Source organism: Frigoribacterium salinisoli, assembly GCF_054781095.1.
On the sequence record NZ_BAAGVB010000004.1, the window covers coordinates 191,806 to 209,404 of the forward strand.

The 17,599-nt window shown below is 74.5% G+C and carries 15 protein-coding genes, 1 tRNA gene and 1 pseudogene; 13 read left to right on the plus strand and 4 right to left on the minus strand.

Features of this window, described 5'->3' with window-relative positions; translation table 11 throughout:
* Positions 1–185: 185 nt before the first annotated feature.
* The 4 genes from ACYVHQ_RS10860 to ACYVHQ_RS10875 are packed head-to-tail and all read left to right on the plus strand — an operon-like array spanning position 186 to position 3,946.
* Positions 186–1,409, plus strand: coding sequence for a sensor histidine kinase (locus tag ACYVHQ_RS10860; protein ID WP_460512893.1), 1,224 nt, complete (start codon positions 186–188; stop codon positions 1,407–1,409).
* The gene (locus ACYVHQ_RS10865; protein WP_460512895.1) at positions 1,406–2,602 is read left to right on the plus strand and encodes a hypothetical protein; all 1,197 of its coding nucleotides are present in this window, start codon (positions 1,406–1,408) and stop codon (positions 2,600–2,602) included. Before ACYVHQ_RS10860 ends, ACYVHQ_RS10865 begins: the two co-directional genes overlap by 4 nt.
* On the plus strand, positions 2,589–3,338 hold the full coding sequence (locus tag ACYVHQ_RS10870) for a response regulator transcription factor (RefSeq protein ID WP_460512896.1): 750 nt from the start codon (positions 2,589–2,591) through the stop codon (positions 3,336–3,338). Before ACYVHQ_RS10865 ends, ACYVHQ_RS10870 begins: the two co-directional genes overlap by 14 nt.
* Positions 3,338–3,946 carry a thymidine kinase gene (locus ACYVHQ_RS10875; protein WP_460512898.1) on the plus strand — a complete coding sequence of 203 codons (609 nt, stop codon included), beginning with the start codon at positions 3,338–3,340 and terminating at the stop codon, positions 3,944–3,946. The genes ACYVHQ_RS10870 and ACYVHQ_RS10875 overlap by 1 nt, the downstream gene beginning before the upstream one ends.
* A gap of 283 nt (positions 3,947–4,229) precedes the next feature.
* On the opposite strand, the gene ACYVHQ_RS10880 is transcribed toward ACYVHQ_RS10875, so the two are convergent.
* The 3 genes from ACYVHQ_RS10880 to ACYVHQ_RS10890 all read right to left on the minus strand — a co-directional run bounded on the left by ACYVHQ_RS10880 (position 4,230) and on the right by ACYVHQ_RS10890 (position 7,897).
* Positions 4,230–4,303 (minus strand) — tRNA-Pro (locus ACYVHQ_RS10880).
* Between the two features lie 88 nt (positions 4,304–4,391).
* Positions 4,392–5,345 carry a metallophosphoesterase gene (locus tag ACYVHQ_RS10885; RefSeq protein ID WP_460512900.1) on the minus strand — a complete coding sequence of 318 codons (954 nt, stop codon included), beginning with the start codon at positions 5,343–5,345 and terminating at the stop codon, positions 4,392–4,394.
* Positions 5,342–7,897: a transglycosylase domain-containing protein gene (locus ACYVHQ_RS10890; protein WP_460512902.1), complete on the minus strand. Its 2,556-nt coding sequence runs from the start codon at positions 7,895–7,897 to the stop codon at positions 5,342–5,344. The genes ACYVHQ_RS10885 and ACYVHQ_RS10890 overlap by 4 nt, the downstream gene beginning before the upstream one ends.
* A gap of 50 nt (positions 7,898–7,947) precedes the next feature.
* Between ACYVHQ_RS10890 and ACYVHQ_RS10895 the strand changes: the two genes are divergently transcribed.
* Both ACYVHQ_RS10895 and ACYVHQ_RS10900 read left to right on the plus strand, forming a co-directional pair.
* On the plus strand, positions 7,948–8,106 hold the full coding sequence (locus ACYVHQ_RS10895; RefSeq protein WP_460512904.1) for a DUF4177 domain-containing protein: 159 nt from the start codon (positions 7,948–7,950) through the stop codon (positions 8,104–8,106).
* Complete coding sequence (locus tag ACYVHQ_RS10900) at positions 8,103–8,570, plus strand: RidA family protein (RefSeq protein ID WP_460512906.1); 468 nt, start codon at positions 8,103–8,105, stop codon at positions 8,568–8,570. Before ACYVHQ_RS10895 ends, ACYVHQ_RS10900 begins: the two co-directional genes overlap by 4 nt.
* 74 nt (positions 8,571–8,644) lie before the next feature.
* On the opposite strand, the gene acs is transcribed toward ACYVHQ_RS10900, so the two are convergent.
* A complete protein-coding gene (gene acs, locus ACYVHQ_RS10905; protein ID WP_460512908.1) occupies positions 8,645–10,591 on the minus strand; it encodes an acetate--CoA ligase in 1,947 nt (648 codons plus the stop codon).
* A 206-nt stretch (positions 10,592–10,797) separates the two neighbouring features.
* Between acs and ACYVHQ_RS10910 the strand changes: the two genes are divergently transcribed.
* From ACYVHQ_RS10910 to tmk, 7 genes and pseudogenes are all read left to right on the plus strand, one after another.
* Positions 10,798–11,844 (plus strand): TadA family conjugal transfer-associated ATPase, encoded by a 1,047-nt coding sequence (locus ACYVHQ_RS10910; protein ID WP_460512910.1) that lies wholly within the window; start codon positions 10,798–10,800, stop codon positions 11,842–11,844.
* A complete protein-coding gene (locus tag ACYVHQ_RS10915; RefSeq protein ID WP_460512912.1) occupies positions 11,841–12,767 on the plus strand; it encodes a type II secretion system F family protein in 927 nt (308 codons plus the stop codon). The genes ACYVHQ_RS10910 and ACYVHQ_RS10915 overlap by 4 nt, the downstream gene beginning before the upstream one ends.
* 118 nt (positions 12,768–12,885) lie before the next feature.
* Complete coding sequence (locus ACYVHQ_RS10920) at positions 12,886–13,128, plus strand: DUF4244 domain-containing protein (protein WP_460512913.1); 243 nt, start codon at positions 12,886–12,888, stop codon at positions 13,126–13,128.
* Positions 13,129–13,130: 2 nt separating this feature from the next.
* Positions 13,131–13,469, plus strand: coding sequence for a TadE family type IV pilus minor pilin (locus tag ACYVHQ_RS10925; RefSeq protein WP_460512915.1), 339 nt, complete (start codon positions 13,131–13,133; stop codon positions 13,467–13,469).
* 5 nt (positions 13,470–13,474) lie between these two features.
* Positions 13,475–13,861 (plus strand): annotated as a pseudogene (locus ACYVHQ_RS10930) (Rv3654c family TadE-like protein); the annotation flags it as partial.
* A gap of 189 nt (positions 13,862–14,050) precedes the next feature.
* Positions 14,051–16,948: a type I DNA topoisomerase gene (topA, locus tag ACYVHQ_RS10935; RefSeq protein WP_460513185.1), complete on the plus strand. Its 2,898-nt coding sequence runs from the start codon at positions 14,051–14,053 to the stop codon at positions 16,946–16,948.
* A complete protein-coding gene (gene tmk, locus ACYVHQ_RS10940) occupies positions 16,945–17,598 on the plus strand; it encodes a dTMP kinase (RefSeq protein ID WP_460512917.1) in 654 nt (217 codons plus the stop codon). Before topA ends, tmk begins: the two co-directional genes overlap by 4 nt.
* Position 17,599: the final 1 nt, after the last annotated feature.

Consider the following 17,599-nt stretch of genomic DNA (forward strand, 5'->3'; position numbering starts at 1 on the left):
CGTCACGGGGGCCGCGCCGGTGGCGACGGTCCCGCGACCGACGGCCGTCCGGCGTCCGCCCCGGGGGACGCCCGAGCCGTCCCGCCGCGTCCCGGCGGGCAGCGTCCCCCGGAACCGGGGTACAGATCGGATGCCGATCGTGCCAAGATCGGACGGTCGACGACGGCAGCGAGGGGAGGCCGACCGTGCTGCTGGGCCTGCCCGCACACCTCGCCGCGCAGAGCACGGCGCGGGCGCTGACGCGCGCCTGCCACGGCATCGCCGCCGTGCTGCTCGTGTCCGTCGCGGTCGTCGTCGCGATGATCCAGGCGGCGACCCCGTCGCTGCTGCTCTGGCCTGCCCTGCTCGCGGTGCTCCTCCTGGGCCTCCTGCTGGCCCTCGTCGAGCGCACCCGGACGACGGTCGCCACCGTCGCGTACCTCGCCGTGGGCGGCGCCGCGCTCTACCTCTACGCCGTCACCCTCCTGACGCAGGTCTCGGTCGTCGAGTCCTCCGACGCGTTCACGCTGACCCTGCCCAAGATCGCGCTCGTCATGGTCGGGGGCAGCGGCTCCCGCGGCCGGCACGCCCTGCGCTGGGCGACCTCGGGCTTCGTGGTCGGCGAACTGGTCACGCAGCTCGCGACGTGGCAGACCGGCGGCGAGGCGCAGCTCGACGTCGCGACGCTGCTCGCCTTCGCGCTCGTCGCCGGGACCACCCTGCACGCGGAGGTCGTGCGCGACCGCGTGCGCCGCGAGCAGCCCGTCCTGCACCGGGCCGCGCAGGACGAGGCCCTCTCCGCCCTGCGCTGGGACCTCGAGCAGGAGGCGGCGGCGCACGTGCACGACACCGTCCTCAACCACCTCGCGGCGGTCCGGGCCGCGGGACCGGGGCCGCTCCGGCCCGAGCTGGCGGCGGCGATCACGACCGACCTCGACGACCTCGTCGGCGGCGACTGGCTCGAGGCGGGGGTGGCAGGAGGCCCGTCGTCCCGGCCGCCGTCGGTCGCGTCCCCGACGTCCACGCCGCCGCCCTTCGACGCGGCGGTCGAGCGGGTCGTCGCCGCGGGTCTCGACGTGCGCGTCACGGGCGAGGTCGGGCTCGTCGGCACGCTCGACCCCGTGCGCGCCGAGGCCCTCGCGGGGGCGGTCGGCCAGTGCCTCACGAACGTGCTCCGTCACGCGGGGACGGGCAGGGCCGAGATCGTGGCCTACGGCGACGAGCGCGAGGTCACGGTCATGGTCATCGACGACGGCGTCGGCTTCGACCCCGCCACGGTCGACGAGGGGCGCCTCGGCCTGAGCGGCTCCGTCGTCGGGCGCCTCGCGAGGGTCGGTGGGCAGGCGCAGGTCTGGTCGGCCCCCGGTGCCGGCACGTCCGTGGTCCTCTGCGTCCCCACGGGGCGCGGCGACGACGGGGGCGACCGGTGACGCGCCCGGTCGCCGGCTCCGGTCCCGCACGGCGCTCGGAGGGGCAGGGGGCCCGTCCCACGGCCGACTCGCCCCAGCGCGTCGACCCGCTGGGCGCCACGGGTGCCCGCCCCCTGACGGCGGCGGCGGGGGCGTCCGCGTTCCTCCTCGGCCTCGTGGCGACCCTCCTGGGCCTGGACGAGCTGACGCGGCCCGGCGTCGCCCTGGCCGCCGTGGCCCTCGTCGCCGCGGCGGGGCTCGTCCTCTGGTCGGCGGCCTCGCCCGCGCGCGCCCCCTTCTCGACGCGTGCGGTCGCGGGCGTCGTCCTGCTGGGCGCCGCAGCGACGGCCGCCTCCACGGCTGCCACGTGGGGCGCGAACGTGAGCGTCCGGGACGACTGGGTGCCCTTCGCCCTCGGGGTGCTCGTGCTCGGGCTGGCCCCCTACCGGCCCGGGGCGGACCTCCTGAGGGCCGGCGGCCTGCTCGCGATCGTCGTCGCGGTCGCGACGCTCGTGCAGGCGCCCGGCTTCGCGGCGCCCGTGCCACCGGCCGTGTTCGTGGTCGTCGCGGTCACGCCCGTGCTGGCCCTCGCCGTCGGCGGTGCCGTGTTCTCGTGGACGTTCGTGGCGCTCGTGCGGCGCTGGCGCGAGCAGGCGCAGGCGCAGCGGCGGGAGACGACCTCCGCCCTGCGCGGCCAGGTCGCCCGGTCCGTGCAGCAGGACCGCGTCACCGTGCTCAACCGCGACGTCGTGCCCTTCTTCGCGGACCTCCTGCGCCGCGGCGCGGTGACCCCGGACGACCTCGCCGGTGCGCGGCGGGCGGGCGAGACCCTGCGCGCGACCCTCGTCGCCGAGGCCGACCGGACCTGGCTCGAGGCGCTCGTCGCGTCGCCGCTCACGAGCGTCTCCGGCGAGATCGACGACCCGGCGGGCGCGGCCGCCTTGCTGCCCCACGAGCGACGCACCGTGGTCCGCGCGCTGCTCGTCGCGCTGGGCGACAGCGACGTCGTCGACGGGCGCTCCCTGAGGGTCGCCGTCCGCACGGACGGAGCCCGTGTGGACGTCGTCGTCACCGCACCCGTCACCGCTCCCGAGCCCTTCGTGCGCGCTCGGGTCGAGCCCTGGTCGGCGGTGCTGCGGGTGGTGTTCGCCGACGCCGGCGTCGACCCGACGGGGGCCGCGCTGACACTAAGGTTCTCGTATGACCAGCACTGAGTCGAGCGGTCGCTCGTCCCTCCGTCCGGGCCAGACGGGTCCGGCGTCCGTGCCGTCCTGGAGCTCCGTCGGACCGGGTGCCGACGCCGGTCAGGGTCGACGCGTGCGCCTCGCGATCCTCGACGACCACGAGGTGCTGCTCGACAGCCTCTCCAGCTGGATCAACGTGAACGCGTACGACTTCGACCTCGTGCTCACCGCGCACACCTGGCTGCAACTGGTGCACAGCGACAACTTCCCGACCGACCTGGTCTTCCTCGACTTCCAGCTCAAGGAGCCGGTCTCCATCGAGGCGCGGGTGCGCACCTGCCGGGCCGCCGGCGCGAAGGTGGTCGTCCTCTCCAGCCTCGACACCCGTGAGAGCCGCGAACGCGCCCTCGAGGCGGGTGCGTCGGCGTTCCTGTCCAAGTCGTTGCCCATGCGCGAGGTGATGGACGCCGCCCGTCAGGTGATGGGCGTCGCCCGGGACTCGACGCCCCAGCGCGACTGGCGGCCCCTGCCGTCGGGTGCTGCCGCGCAGACCCGTCCCAAGCTCAGCGCCGGCGAGGCGGAGGCGTTCCGCCTGTACGTGTCGGGGTCGTCGACGAACGAGGTCGCGCAACAGATGAACGTGCAGTACGAGACGGCGAAGACCTATCTGCGCCGCGTCCGCGAGAAGTACGCCAAGGCGAACCGTCCGGCGAGCAAGAAGGCCGAACTGATCCGGCGGGCCGCCGAGGACGGCTACCTGCAGTAGTGGCGAAGCTCTGGTTCCGCTACGGCGCGATGAACAGCGGCAAGAGCACGTCGCTGCTCCAGGCCGCCTACAACTACGAGGAGCGCGGTCAGCGCGTGCTGCTCGCCAAGCCCTCCGTCGACACGAAGGGCGACGACGCCATCGTGTCGCGCCTGGGCGTCACGCGTCGCGTGGACGTCACGTTCCTGCCGACGGACGACGTGCTGGCGACCTTCAGGAGGCTCCGGGCCGAGCTGCGCGAGGCCACCGGCTCCGACATCGCGTGCCTGCTCGTCGACGAGGTGCAGTTCTGCACGTCGGAGCAGGTGGACGACCTGCTCCGGGTGGCGATCCTGGAGGACGTCCCCGTCATCGCCTACGGCATCAGGACCGACTTCCGGACGGTGGCGTTCCCCGGGAGCCGTCGCCTGCTCGAGGTGGCGCACAGCCTGGAGGAGCTGAAGACGATCTGCCGGTGCGGGCGCAAGGCGATCTTCAACGCCCGCACGGTGGGGGACCGCTTCGTGTTCGACGGCGACCAGGTGGCCATCGACGGCGTCGAGGTGCGGTACGAGTCGCTCTGCGGCGCCTGCTACCTGGCCGAGAGCGGCGACCGCCTCGCCTCCTGACCCGCCCGAGGTCTTGTCCGAGCGGCGGACCATGAGCGCGAAGAAGAATGGCTGGACCCGAGGGTCCAGCCATCGTGGTGCCGCCCGAAGGGCGGACCATGAGCGCGAAGAAAGATGGCTGGACCCAAGGGTCCAGCCATCTTCCGTGCCGCCCGCAGGGCGGACCATGAGCACGAAGAAGAATGGCTGGACCCGAGGGTCCAGCCATCGTCGTGCCGCCCGGAGGGCGGACCATGAGCACGAAGGAATTTGGCCGGACCCTAGGGCCCGGCCAAATCACCTGTCGGGGTGGCGGGATTCGAACCCACGACCTCCTCGTCCCGAACGAGGCGCGCTACCAAGCTGCGCCACACCCCGTCGTCTCGCCCGCGTGGTGCTGTGCGGGCGTGGCAACTCCACAAGGATAGCGGATGTCGGGGCGTGTTCGTGACACGCCTCGTGGCGTTCAGGCGGTGAGGGTGACGACGACGGCCTCGGGCGGGCAGGAGAACCGTACGGGCGCGTAGATGGAGGTGCCGAGCCCGGCGCTGATCTCGAGGTGGGCGGTGTGCCGTGCGTGGGACCACGTGGTGAGCCCGCTGACCTTGCTGCGGGGGAGGTCGCAGTTGGTGACGAGGGCCCCGTAGCCGGGCACCTGCACCTGTCCGCCGTGGGTGTGGCCGGCGAAGACGACGTCGGCGCCGTGGGTGACGAAGGCGTTGAGCACGCGCTGGTAGGGGGCGTGGGTGACGCCGACGGAGATCGGCTCTGGTCCGTGCGGGTCGTCCTGCCAGCCGACGTTCTCGCGGAGGTCGTCGAGGTTGCCGGGGAGGCGGTCGAGGCGGTCCCAGCCGCGGTGGGCGTCGCTGGTGCCGAAGAGCTCCAGTCGGGAGCCGCGCAGCTCGAGGGCCCGGGCGGCGTCGTTGAGGTCGAGCCAGCCGAGGTCGTCGGTGAAGAAGCGGTGCATGCGGTCGACGTCGAGGTCGACGGGCGCAGCGGTGGGGGCGCTCTGGCCGCCGAAGTAGCGGAGCGGGTTCTTGGGCACGGGGCCGTAGTGGTCGTTGGAGCCGTCGACGAAGACGCCGGGCACGCCGCGGAAGGGCTCGAGCGCGTACTCGAGGGCCGTGTGGGCGTCGGGGTGGCCGATGTTGTCGCCGGTGTTGACGACGAGGTCGGGCTCGAGCACGGCGAGGTCGCGGATCCACTCCTGCTTCTCGGCCTGCCAGGGGGCGAGGTGCAGGTCGCTGAGGTGCAGGATCGTGATGCTGCGCTGCCCGGGTTCGAGGATCGGCAGCACCTCACGACGGATCGTGAAGCGGTTGCGCTCCACGAGGGACCCCCACGCGAAGGCGCCGAGGCCCACGGCCGCCCCGGCGAGGGCGGTGGCGGCCGTGGCGCGGCCGAGGCTCCGGCCGGTCACGAGCAGGTGCCGGGGTCGCCGCCGTCGGACGTGCCGGAGAGCACGACGCCCACGGCGGAGTCCATCGGGATGGTGCTCCCTGCTGCGGGGTCGGTCCCGACGACGCGGCACTGGTCGTCGTCGTCGCCCGCCTGGAAGCCCCTGACGCTGATGTTCGCGGCGTCGAACCCGGCGCCCGTGAGCTTGGAGACGGCGTCGTCGTAGTCGTCGCCCTGGACCGAGGGCACGGCCGCGGCCTGCGACTGGTCGCTGAGGTAGACGGTCACCCGTGAGCCCCGCGCCACGAGGGCACCCGCAGCGGGGTCCGCCGAGACGACCTGGCCGCGGGGCAGGGAGCTGGGACGCGTGCCGCCGTCGACGTAGCGGAGGCCGACGCCCTGGAGGAGGGACCGGGCGGCGGCGGCGGTGGTGCCCTCGAGCTCGGGCACGGCGACCCCGTTGCCGCGGAGGACGCTGGAGTCGGGCTCGGGGAACGCCTCGCCCGGGTAGACGGTGTTGTTGACGGTCTGCACGCTGCGGAAGAAGGCGTTGCGCTGGTAGGCGTAGTACGTGCCCGGCAGGTTGGAGGAGCCGGTGCGTCGCAGGCTGGTCTTCGCGCCGTCGGTGTTGCCCTGCCACACGGCCGTCGCGAGCTTGCTCGTCGCGCCGATGATCCACACCTGGTCGGCGTCGTCGGTCGTGCCGGTCTTGCCGATCTCGGGCATGCCGTCGTAGGGGAGGGCCCCCACGCCCGTGCCGGAGGTCCAGAGACCGGACATGGCACGGATGGCGCCCGAGGCGACCTGCGGGTCGAGCGCCTGGCGGCACTGGGCGTCCTGGCCGCCGAGGTCCTTGCCGTCGTCGTCGCGGATGTTGTCGATGATGATCGGGTCGCAGTACGTGCCGCCCGAGGCGATGCCCGCGTAGGCCGCCGCCATCGTGAGCGGGGCGATCTCGTTCGTCCCGAGGATCGAGGTCGGGTTCTCGTACTGCAGGTCACCACCGTCGGCGCGGTGCACGCCGAGGCTCTGTGCCGCGTCGCGGATGTCGATGAGATCGAGCTGCTGCGCCATCGCGAAGTAGCCGGTGTTGACGGACTGTGCGGTGGCCTGCGCGGCGGTGATCCTGCCGAACCTGCCGTTGCCGTCGTTCTGGGGCGCCCACGGGGTCGCGGGCCTCCCGTCGGCGGTGAGCCGGAAGGTGCGGTTCGAGGCGTTGACGCTCTCGTTGACGCCGTGGCCCTGCTCGAGCCAGTCGATGAGGGTGAAGGGCTTGTACGTGGAACCGACCTGGAAGCCGGTCGAGCTGCCGTAGTCGCTGTCGGTGCTGTAGTTCACCGAGGACTGCGTGCGGTCGTCGGTGGCGATCTCGTTGAAGGCCGTGTTCTGCGCCATGACGATCACGCGGCCCGTGCCGGCCTCGACGCTGTTGACGACGGAGCCGAGCTTGAGCCGGGTCTCGCTCGCGGGGGCGTAGGTGTCGATCTGCTGCTTGGCGCTCTGGGTGAGGTCGAGGTTGATGGTCGTGAAGACCTCGTAGCCGCCCGTCGCCCAGTTGCGCTCGCGCTCCTCGGCGTTCGCGCCGAGCACGGTGACGTCCTTGATGCTCTTCTTGACGTAGTCGCAGAAGTACGCCGCCGCGGGCACCGAGGTGGCGGAGCAGCCCTGCGTCGCCGGGGTGAGCACGACGTAGGAGGCGACGTCGGTCCCGACGGAGGTGTCGTAGGTGGCCTGGTCGATGGTGCCCTCGGCGAGCATCGAGCGCAGGATCACGTCGCGACGGGCCTTGTTGGCCTCGTAGTTGTCGGGGGAGGACAGGTTGCGTGAGTCGGGGTACTGCACGATCGCGATGAGGCTGGCGGCCTCGACGGGGCTGAGGTCGGCCGCGCTCTTGTTGTAGTAGTGCTGGGCCGCGGCCTGGACGCCGTACGTCTGGTCGCCGAAGTAGGCGATGTTGAGGTAGGCGAGGAGGATCTCGTCCTTCGAGTACTTCTTCTCGAGGCCGATCGCGAACTTCATCTCCTGCAGCTTGCGCTCGATGGAGGTGTCGGTCGCCTCGGCGTAGGCGGCCTTCTGCTCCTCGGGGTCGCTGAGCTGCTGGGCCTGCGTGATGAGGATGTTGCGCACGAGCTGCATGGTCAGCGTCGAGCCGCCACCGCTCGCGCCGAGCTCGCCCGAGCCCACGGTGCCCACGGCCGCACGCACGAGCGAGGTGACGTCGACGCCGCCGTGGTCGTAGAAGCGGCGGTCCTCGCCGTCGACCGCGGCGGACTTGAGGTTGTCGCTGACCTCGTCCCAGCCCAGTTCGACGCGGTTCTCGCTGTAGAGCGTCGCGAACTGGACGGGCTGGCCGTTCGAGGTGCCGTAGAGCGTGTTGCGCTGCTGCAGCTTGCCCAGCTCGATGTACTCGGGGATGCTCTCGAAGACGCCGATGGAGCTCGAGGCGGTCATGCCCGCGACGGCGATGGCGGGGGTGACGCCGATCGTGACGAGGAGCCCCGCGAGGGCGCTGAAGCCGATGAAGCCGAACAGCGCGCCGACGACGGACGTGGGCTTCGATTTCTGGGCAGACATAGGATCAGGGTAAGTGATGCCCCTGTCCCCCGAGCTGAACGGAACCACAAATGGTCCTCTGGGAGTACGTGACGACCCCCCTCATGGTGCACAACAGCACCGCCATCCTCAACAACTGGGGGAGCGAGGGCTGGGAGCTCGTGCAGGTGACCCAGGGGCCCGAGGGCGGGCCGGTGGCCTGGTTCAAGCGCCCGAAGGCCGACGCGTGACCGTCGCCGAGCGCCTCGCCGAGCTCGGCCTGGAGCTGCCCGAGGTCCCGGCCCCTGCCGGTGCCTACCTGCCCGCCGTGCGCGCGGGCTCGTTCGTGCACACGGCCGGCCAGCTGCCCTTCGTCGCCGGCCTGCTCCCGGCGACGGGCAAGGTCGGCGACGCCGACCACCTGGTGGCGCCGGCCGACGCCCAGGCGATGGCCGCGACCTGCGCGCTCAACGCCCTCGCCGCGGCGGCGTCGGTGCTCGACTCCCTCGACCAGGTGGTCCGCGTCGTGAAGCTCACGGGCTTCGTGGCGTCCGACCCCTCCTTCACCGGGCAGCCCACCGTGGTCAACGGGGCTTCGCAGCTGCTCGGCGAGGTCTTCGGCGACGCGGGTCGGCACGCCCGGAGCGCCGTCGGCGTGGCCGTGCTCCCGCTCGACTCGCCGGTCGAGGTCGAGCTGGTCCTCGAGGTCCGCTGACGCGCCTCCTGCCGGCTTCGCGCCGCGCGTGACGAGGGCCGGGCACCGACGTGGTGCCCGGCCCTCGTGCCGTCTCAGCGCAGCGCGTCCGCGATGACCGTCATGACCGCGGTGTCGGCCAGGGTCGTCGTGTCGCCGACCTCGCGGCCCTCGGCGACGTCGCGCAGCAGGCGGCGCATGATCTTGCCCGAGCGGGTCTTGGGCAGCTCCTCGACGAGCGTCACGTCGCGGGGGCGCGCGATCGGCCCGATGCGCTCGGCGACGTGCCGGCGCAGGGCGGCCACGGCCTCCTGCGGGGCCAGCGCGTCGCGCTGCGACGAGCGCAGCACGACGAACGCGACGACCGCCTGGCCCGTGGCCTCGTCGGCGGCGCCGACGACGGCCGACTCGGCGACGATCGGGTGCGAGACGAGCGCCGACTCGATCTCGGCCGTCGAGAGGCGGTGGCCCGAGACGTTCATCACGTCGTCGACGCGGCCGAGGAGCCACAGGTCGCCGTCCTCGTCGCGCCGTGCGCCGTCGCCCGCGAGGTAGCGGTCGCCGAACCGGGACCAGTAGGTCTCGACGTAGCGCTCGTCGTCGCCCCAGATGCCGCGCAGCATCGACGGCCACGGCTCGCTGACGACGAGCAGGCCCGGGTCGCCGTCGGCCACGGGCTCGCCGGAGTCGTCGACGACGTCGATGGTGATGCCGGGGAACGGCACCTGGGCGGCCCCGGGCTTGGTCGTCGTCACGCCGGGCAGCGGGGCGACCATGATGCCGCCCGTCTCGGTCTGCCACCACGTGTCGACGACGGGCGTCGTGCCCCCGCCGATGACCTCGCGGTACCAGGACCAGGCCTCGGGGTTGATGGGTTCGCCGACCGAGCCCAGCAGGCGCAGCGACGTCAGGTCGTGCGCCCCGGGCACCCCGCGGCCCGCCTTCATGGCCGCGCGCACCGCGGTCGGCGCCGTGTAGAAGGTCGTCACGCCGTAGCGCTCGACGATCTCCCACCAGCGCCCCGGGCGCGGGCTGTCGGGCGTGCCCTCGTAGAGCACCTGCGTCGCGCCGTTGGCGAGCGGGCCGTAGACGACGTAGCTGTGGCCGGTGATCCAGCCGACGTCGGCGGTGCACCACCAGACGTCGCGCTCGGGGTGCAGGTCGAACACGGTCGCGTGGGTCGTGGCGACCTGCGTGAGGTAGCCGCCCGAGGTGTGCAGGATGCCCTTGGGCTTCCCGGTCGTGCCGCTCGTGTAGAGGATGAACAGCGGGTGCTCGGCCTCGAACGCCTCGGCGACGTGCGTCGGGGCGGCGGCCGCCATCGCGTCGTGCCACCAGGCGTCGCGGCCGTCGGTCCACGCGACCTCGTTGCCGCCCCGGCGCACCACGAGCACGTGCTCGACCGTGCTGGGGCCGTCGACGGCGAGCGCGGCGTCGACGGCGGGCTTGAGCGGGGCGACGGCGCCCTTGCGCCAGCCGCCGTCGGCCGTCACGACGACCTTCGCCCCGGCGTCGTCGATGCGGGCGCGCAGGCTCTCGGCGCTGAAGCCGCCGAAGACGACGCTGTGCACGGCGCCGAGGCGGGCCACGGCGAGCATGGTGACGACGGCCTCCGGCACCTGGGGCAGGTAGACGACGACCCGGTCGCCGGCCACGACGCCGAGGTCGGCGAGCGCGTTGGCGGCGCGCTGCACGTCGGCGGTGAGCTCGGCGTAGCTGATGGTGCGGCGGTCGCCGGGCTCGCCCTCCCAGTGCAGGGCGACGCGGTCGCCGTGGCCGGCGTCGACGTGCCGGTCGAGGCAGTTCACGGCGACGTTGAGGCGGCCGTCCGCGAACCAGCGGGCGAAGGGCGCCCTGGACCAGTCGAGGGTCTCGGTGGGCGGGGCCTCCCAGGTGAGGCGTTCGAGGGCCTGGCGGTGCCAGAAGGCGAGCCGGTCGTCGGCGGCGCGTTCGGCGAGCTCGGGACCGGCGACGGCCTGCGCGACGAACGCGGGGTCGGGGGCGTACCGGCGGTCGGCGGGGGGCGTGGCGTTCTCGGCCATGGGCGGTTCCTTCGCGTCGTTGCGGGGGTGCGGCACGACCCTACTGCGGGGTCAGCGCAGGAGGCGCGACCTCCCGCGCGTCGCGTCGCCCACGCCCGGCGGTCCCCGCGTCGTCCCCTCCTCCCCAGCCCGTCGCGCGCCGTGCTCCTGCACCACGTCCTCCGGCGGCCCGTGCCCGACCGCCCGCCCTGTCGTGCACTCGGACCATGGACGCCACCACGACCGCGCCGCCTCCGACGGCCGACCCGCCCCTCCTGCCCACCCGCTTCGTGCCCGATCCCGACGACGGGCCCGGCGGCCGGCCGGGTCGGGGCCGACCGGCCTCGCTCGTGCGCGCCTTCGGGCCGCTGGCCCCGATCGTGGCCGACGACCGGGTGACCGACGTCTTCGTCAACGGCGGGCGCGGCACCTTCGTCGACCGCGGTCGCGGGGCCGAGCCCGAGCCGGGCGTGCACCTCTCCGAGGCGGCGGCGCGGGACCTCGCCGTCCGGCTCGTGGCCGCCGGCGGCCGGCACGTCGACGAGGCCTCGCCCTGCGTCGACGTCCGCCTGGGGCGGGGCGTGCGGGTGCACGTGGTGCTGCCCCCGGTGTCGACGGGCGGCACGCTGCTCTCGGTGCGGCTGCCCCGACCGCGGCCGCTCGCCCTCGACGACCTCCGGGCGGCCGGGCTCTTCGACGACGTGGGCACGGCGGGGCTCGACCTCGTGCTGCGCCTCGTGGCCGACCGGGCCAACCTGCTCGTCACGGGTGCCGGCGGCGCGGGCAAGACGACCCTGCTCTCGGCGCTGCTCGGCGAGGCGGACCCCGGCGACCGGATCGTCACCATCGAGGACGTCGCCGAGCTCGTCGTCCGGCGGCCGCACGTGGTGTCGCTCGAGGCGCGCCAGGCCAACCTCGAGGGCGCGGGCGGGGTCGACCTCGCTCGCCTGCTCCGCGAGGCCCTGCGCATGCGGCCCGACCGGCTCGTCGTCGGCGAGTGCCGCGGGGCCGAGGTGCGCGACCTGCTCGCCGCCCTCAACACCGGGCACGACGGCGGCGCGGGCACCCTGCACGCCAACGGCCTGGCCGAGGTGCCGGCCCGGCTCGAGGCCGTGGGAGCCGTCGCCGGGCTGGCCCCGGCCGCCCTCGCCCGGCAGGCCGTCAGCGCGGTCGACGCGGTGCTGCACGTCGAGCGGACGCCGGCCGGCCGGCGCCTGGCACGCGTGGGCCGCCTCCGGCTCGACGGCGACCGCCTGGAGGCGGTGCCGTGGTGAGGGGACGCCGTGTCGCACCGCCCGACGCGGCCGCCACGGTGCAGCGGGTCGCCGTGCTGCTCGGGGCGGGGCTCGCCCCTCCCGCGGCGTGGTCGCTCGTCGCCGAGGCCGCGGAGCACCCGCAGGTGCGCGGCACGGCCGAGGCGGCGGCGGCCACCGGCCTGCTCGACGGGCCGACCGCGGCGGCGCTGCACCAGCTCGCGCCACCGGGGCCGGCGGGGGAGTCCTGGCGCGGGCTCGCCTGCGCGTGGACCGTGGCCGAGCGCTGCGGGGCGCCCCTGGCCCCGTGCCTCCTGCGCTTCGCGGAGGCCCTGCGCGCGCTGGGCGACGCGCGACGCGACGTCGAGGTCGCCCTCAGCGGGCCGCGGGCGTCGTCGCGCGTCGTGCTCGCGCTGCCCGTCGTCGGGCTGGGGCTGTCGCTCGCCCTCGGCGTCGACGTCGCGCCGACCCTGTTCGGCACCCCGTGGGGGTGGGGGTGCCTGGTCACGGCCGGCGGCCTCGTGGCGTCGGCCCGGGGGTGGAGCGCCCGCCTCGTGCGCGGCGCGACGCCGCAGGAGGCCGTCCCCGGGCTGTTCCTCGAGGTGGTCGCCGTCGCGCTCGCGGGCGGGGCCCCGTGGGACGCCGCGCTCGCCGGGGTGCGGCGGTCGTGGTCGGAGTGCCTGGACGGCCCCGTGCACCCCGCGGAGGACGCCGAGGCCGGTCGGGTGCTGGACCTCGCCCGACGGGCGGGCGCGCCGGCCGGGGCGCTCCTGCAGGCCGCCGCCGACGAGCGGCGCCGGGACGTCCGGGCGGCGGCCCGGGTGGCCGCCGAACGACTGGGGGTCACGCTCATGCTGCCGCTCGGGGTGTGCGTGCTGCCCGCCTTCGTCGTGGTCGCGGTCGTGCCGCTCGTCATCGCCCTGCTCTCCTCCACCGCGTGGTGACGGGGGCGGTCGTCCCCGGGACCGGGCCCCGCGCCTCCTGACGAGGTGCCCGACCGCCGACGCTGGTGCCGAGGCGGCCGCCCCGGTCGCCCGCCACCACCACGAGAAGAGGTACGAGATGACCCTGCACCGCACGCCCAGCGCCCCTGCCGCCCGGCCGCGCGACCCCGGGGAGGGGCGCGGCCGCCTGGCCGCCCTGCGGCGCCTGCTGGCGGCCGACGACGGCGCCGCGACGGCCGAGTACGCGATCGTGATCCTCGCCGCCGTCGGCTTCGCCGGCGTCCTCGTCACGATCATGCGCTCGGACGAGGTGCGGGGGATCCTCGGCGACCTCGTCCGCTCCGCCCTCGCGGCGGGCTGACCGTGCCGCTGCGGGGCGACGACGGGGGCGCCACGGTCGAGCTCGCCCTCGTGCTGCCGGTCGTCGCGGTGCTGCTCGGCGTCGCCACCTCGGGCGCGGCCGCGGCCACGGCGGCCGTCCGCGTGGCCGACGCCGCCTCCGTCGTCGCCCGGCAGCAGGCCAGGGGCGACGGAGACGCGGTCGGCGGGACCCTCGCGGCGCTCGTGCCGGGCGCACGCGCCGAGGCGACCGACGTGGGCGACCTCGTCTGCGTCACCGTGCGCCACGACGTGCGGCTGGTCGGCCTGGGCGGCACGGTCCCCCTGTCGTCCCGCAGCTGCGCGCCGAGGGCAGGGCGGTGAGGGGCGTGGGCGGTGGGCCGGCGCGCGGGGCGGTCCGCCGCCGCCCCGGCGGCCCCGAGGGCGCTCGCGGTCGGGCACGCCTCCGCGACCCGCGGGGCGGCGCGAGCGTGCTCGTCGCGGCCGTGCTGGCGGTCGCGGCGGTGCTCACCGTGACGGTCCTGGCCGCCTCGGGGTGGATCGTGGAACGCCAGCGGATCGCCGGCGCGGCGGACGCCGCCGCGCTCGCCGGGGCCGACGCCGTCGCCGGCCTGGCCGCGGACGCGCCCTGCTCCCGGGCCGGGGCGACGGCCGACGCGACGGGGGCGAGCGTGACCTCCTGCGAGGTCGACGGGGCCGTCGTGACCGTCACGGTCCGCAGCCTCCGGCCGGGGCCCGTCGTCTCCGCGCGGGCGACCGCCGGACCGCCCCAGGACGTCGTCGGCCGGAGCGGGCCGTCGGCGCCGGGTGTGTATGGTGTGGCTGGCGACCGTGCGGGTCGGCAGCAGCGTCGCCGGTGGGGGCCGGCAGCCAGCGCCCCCGGTCGTCGTCGTCCTCCCGGTCGGACCGACCGGGACCTCCCCCCGATGTCCCCGAGGAGTCCTGTGCCCGGCACGAAGAAGCTCGTCATCGTCGAGTCGCCCGCCAAGGCGAAGACGATCGCCCAGTACCTGGGCGACGACTACGAGGTCCTGGCGTCCGTCGGTCACATCCGTGACCTCATCGAGCCCAAGAACCTGCCCGCCGAGCTCAAGAAGGGCTCCCTCGGCAAGTTCTCCGTCGACGTCGAGAACGGCTTCGAGCCGTACTACGTCGTGTCCGACGCGAAGAAGAAGACGGTGAGCGAGCTCAAGCGGGCGCTCAAGCAGGCCGACGAGCTCTACCTCGCCACCGATGAGGACCGCGAGGGCGAGGCCATCGCGTGGCACCTCCTGCAGGAGCTCAAGCCGAAGGTCCCCGTCAAGCGGATGGTCTTCCACGAGATCACGAAGGACGCGATCCAGCAGGCCCGCGAGAACACCCGCGAGCTCGACACCGCCCTCGTCGACGCGCAGGAGACGCGGCGCATCCTCGACCGCCTCTACGGCTTCGAGGTCTCGCCGGTGCTCTGGCGCAAGGTCGGCCCGGGCCTCAGCGCCGGCCGCGTGCAGTCGGCCGCCACCCGCCTCGTGGTCGACCGCGAGCGCGAGCGCCTCGCCTTCGTCTCGGCCAACTACTGGGACCTCACGGCCGTCTTCGAGCCGAGCGGCGAGGGCCAGTCGTTCACGTCGCGGCTCACGCGCGTCAACGGCGGCCGCGTCGCCAGCGGTCGCGACTTCGACGACCGCGGTCAGCTCAAGACCGGGGGCGTCGCCCTCGACGAGGCCTCGGCCACGGCGCTCGCCGCGGCACTGCGCCGCGACGACGTCTCCGTCGTCGTCGGCAGCGTCGAGTCGAAGCCCTACACGCGCCGACCGGCCGCGCCGTTCACGACCTCGACCCTGCAGCAGGAGGCCGCGCGCAAGCTGCGCTTCTCCGCCCGGCAGACGATGAGCACCGCCCAGTCGCTCTACGAGAACGGCTTCATCACCTACATGAGGACCGACTCGCCCTCGCTGTCGCAGCAGGCGATCGCCGCGGCCCGCAAGCAGGCGGCGTCGCTCTACGGCCCCGAGACGGTGCCCGAGAAGCCCCGCCTCTACACGGGCAAGAGCAAGAACGCGCAGGAGGCGCACGAGGCCGTCCGTCCCTCGGGCGACACGTTCCGCACGCCCGGCGAGCTCGAGGGCACCCTGCGCGGCAACGAGTGGAAGCTCTACGACCTCATCTGGAAGCGCACCGTCGCCTCGCAGATGGCCGACGCCAAGGGCTCGACGGCCTCCGTCGTCGTCGCCGCCACGGCCCCGACCGACGTCGAGGGCGTGCCGGCGCGCAGCGAGGGCGGCACGCTCGCCGAGTTCGCCGCCTCGGGCACCGTCATCACGTTCCGCGGGTTCCTCGCGGCCTACGAGGAGGGCCGCGACGAGGACCGCCACGGCACCGCCGAGGCCGGCGACGCCAAGCTGCCGCCGCTCGCCGAGGGCCAGTCCCTGGCGCTCGACGAGGTCGAGGCGAAGGGGCACGACACGAGCGCCCCGCCCCGGTACACCGAGGCCAGCCTCGTCAAGACCCTCGAGGAGCTCGGCATCGGGCGCCCCTCGACCTACGCCGCCATCATCTCCACGATCGTCGACCGTGGGTACGTCACCCCGCGCGGCACGGCCCTCGTGCCGAACTGGATCGCCTTCTCGGTCGTGCGCCTGCTCGAGGAGTACTTCGGCGACCTCGTCCAGTACGACTTCACGGCCGGCATGGAGGACGACCTCGACCGCATCGCCGGCGGCGACGCCGACCGCGTGGACTGGCTGAACGGGTTCTACTTCGGCAACGACGACCACCGGGGCCTGCGCACCGTCGTCGACAACCTCGGCGAGATCGACGCGCGCGACATCAACTCCGTCGCCCTCGGCGACGGCCTGACCCTGCGCATCGGCCGGTACGGCCCCTACCTCGAGACCCCGAGCGACGACCCCGAGACGCCCCGCCGCGTCAACGTGCCCGAGGACATGGCACCCGACGAGCTCACCCCCGAGCGGGCCCGCGAGCTCATCGACGCCCCCGTGGTCGGTGACCGCGTGCTCGGCCTCAACCCCGACTCGGGCAAGGAGGTCGTCGCCAAGGACGGTCGCTTCGGCCCGTACGTGACCGAGCGCCCCGTCGAGGAGGCCGGCGTGACCGTCGACGCCGCCACGGGCGAGGTCACCGCCGAGCAGCCGGCCGCGGCCGCCGCCGCGACGGCGACGAAGGCCCCCGCCAAGAAGCCGGCCGCCAAGAAGGCCGCGCCGAAGGAGCGCACGGCGTCGCTGTTCAAGACCATGAGCGTCGACCAGATCGACCTCGCGACGGCGCTGAAGCTGCTCGACCTGCCGCGCACCGTCGGTGCCGACCCCGAGTCGGGCGACGAGATCACGGCGCAGAACGGCCGTTACGGGCCCTACCTCAAGAAGGGCACCGACACGCGCACCCTGCCGTCGGAGGACGCCATCTTCGACATCGACCTCGCCGGTGCGCAAGAGCTCTTCGCCCAGCCGAAGTACGGCGCCCGGCGCGCGAGCAGCGCGCTGGCCGAGTTCGCGGCCGACCCCGTGAGCGGCAAGGCGATCAAGGTCAAGGACGGCCGCTTCGGTCCCTACGTCACCGACGGCGAGACCAACGCGACGATCCCGCGCGGCGAGACCGTCGAGGAGGTCGACTTCGACCGGGCCGTCCAGCTGCTCGCCGACAAGCGGGCCAAGGGGCCGGCGAAGAAGGCGTCCGCCAAGAAGGCACCCGCCAAGAAGGCGACGACGACGAAGGCGGCGACGACGGCGGCCGCCAAGAAGGCGACCGCGACGAAGCCGGCGACCACGAAGGCCTCGACGACGAAGGCCGCTGCCACGACGGCCGCTGCCGCGACCGGCGACGGCGGCGCCACCGCGTCGTGACGGGCGTCTTCGTCACGCTCGAGGGCGGCGACGGCTCCGGCAAGACCACGCAGGCCGACCGGCTCGAGAGCTGGCTGCGCGAGCAGGGGCGCACGGTCGTCCGCACGCGCGAGCCCGGCGGCACCGACCTCGGGCTCGAGCTGCGCCAGATGCTCCTGCACCGACGCGGACACGTCGACCCGCGGGCCGAGGCCCTGCTCTACGCCGCCGACCGGGCCCAGCACGTCGCCACGGTCGTGCGCCCGGCCCTCGAGCGCGGCGACGTCGTGCTCCAGGACCGCTACCTCGACTCGTCCGTCGCCTACCAGGGCGCCGGACGGGTGCTCGGGGGCACCGAGGTCCGCGAGCTGTCCCTGTGGGCCGCCGACGGCCTCCTGCCGCACCTCACGGTGCTGCTCGACCTCGACCCCGCCCTGGGTCGGCAGCGCCGCGAGGGCGACGGCACGCGCGCGGCCTACGACCGGCTCGAGGCCGAGGCCGACGCGTTCCACGGCCGCGTGCGCGACGCCTACCTCGACCTCGCCGGGGCCGAGCCCGAGCGGATCCTCGTCGTCGACGCCTCGCTCGGCGTCGACGAGGTCGCCGAACGGGTCCTCGACCGCGTGCGGCGCCTGCCGGGGCTGACCGCCGACGCACCCGCCGAGGGCTGAC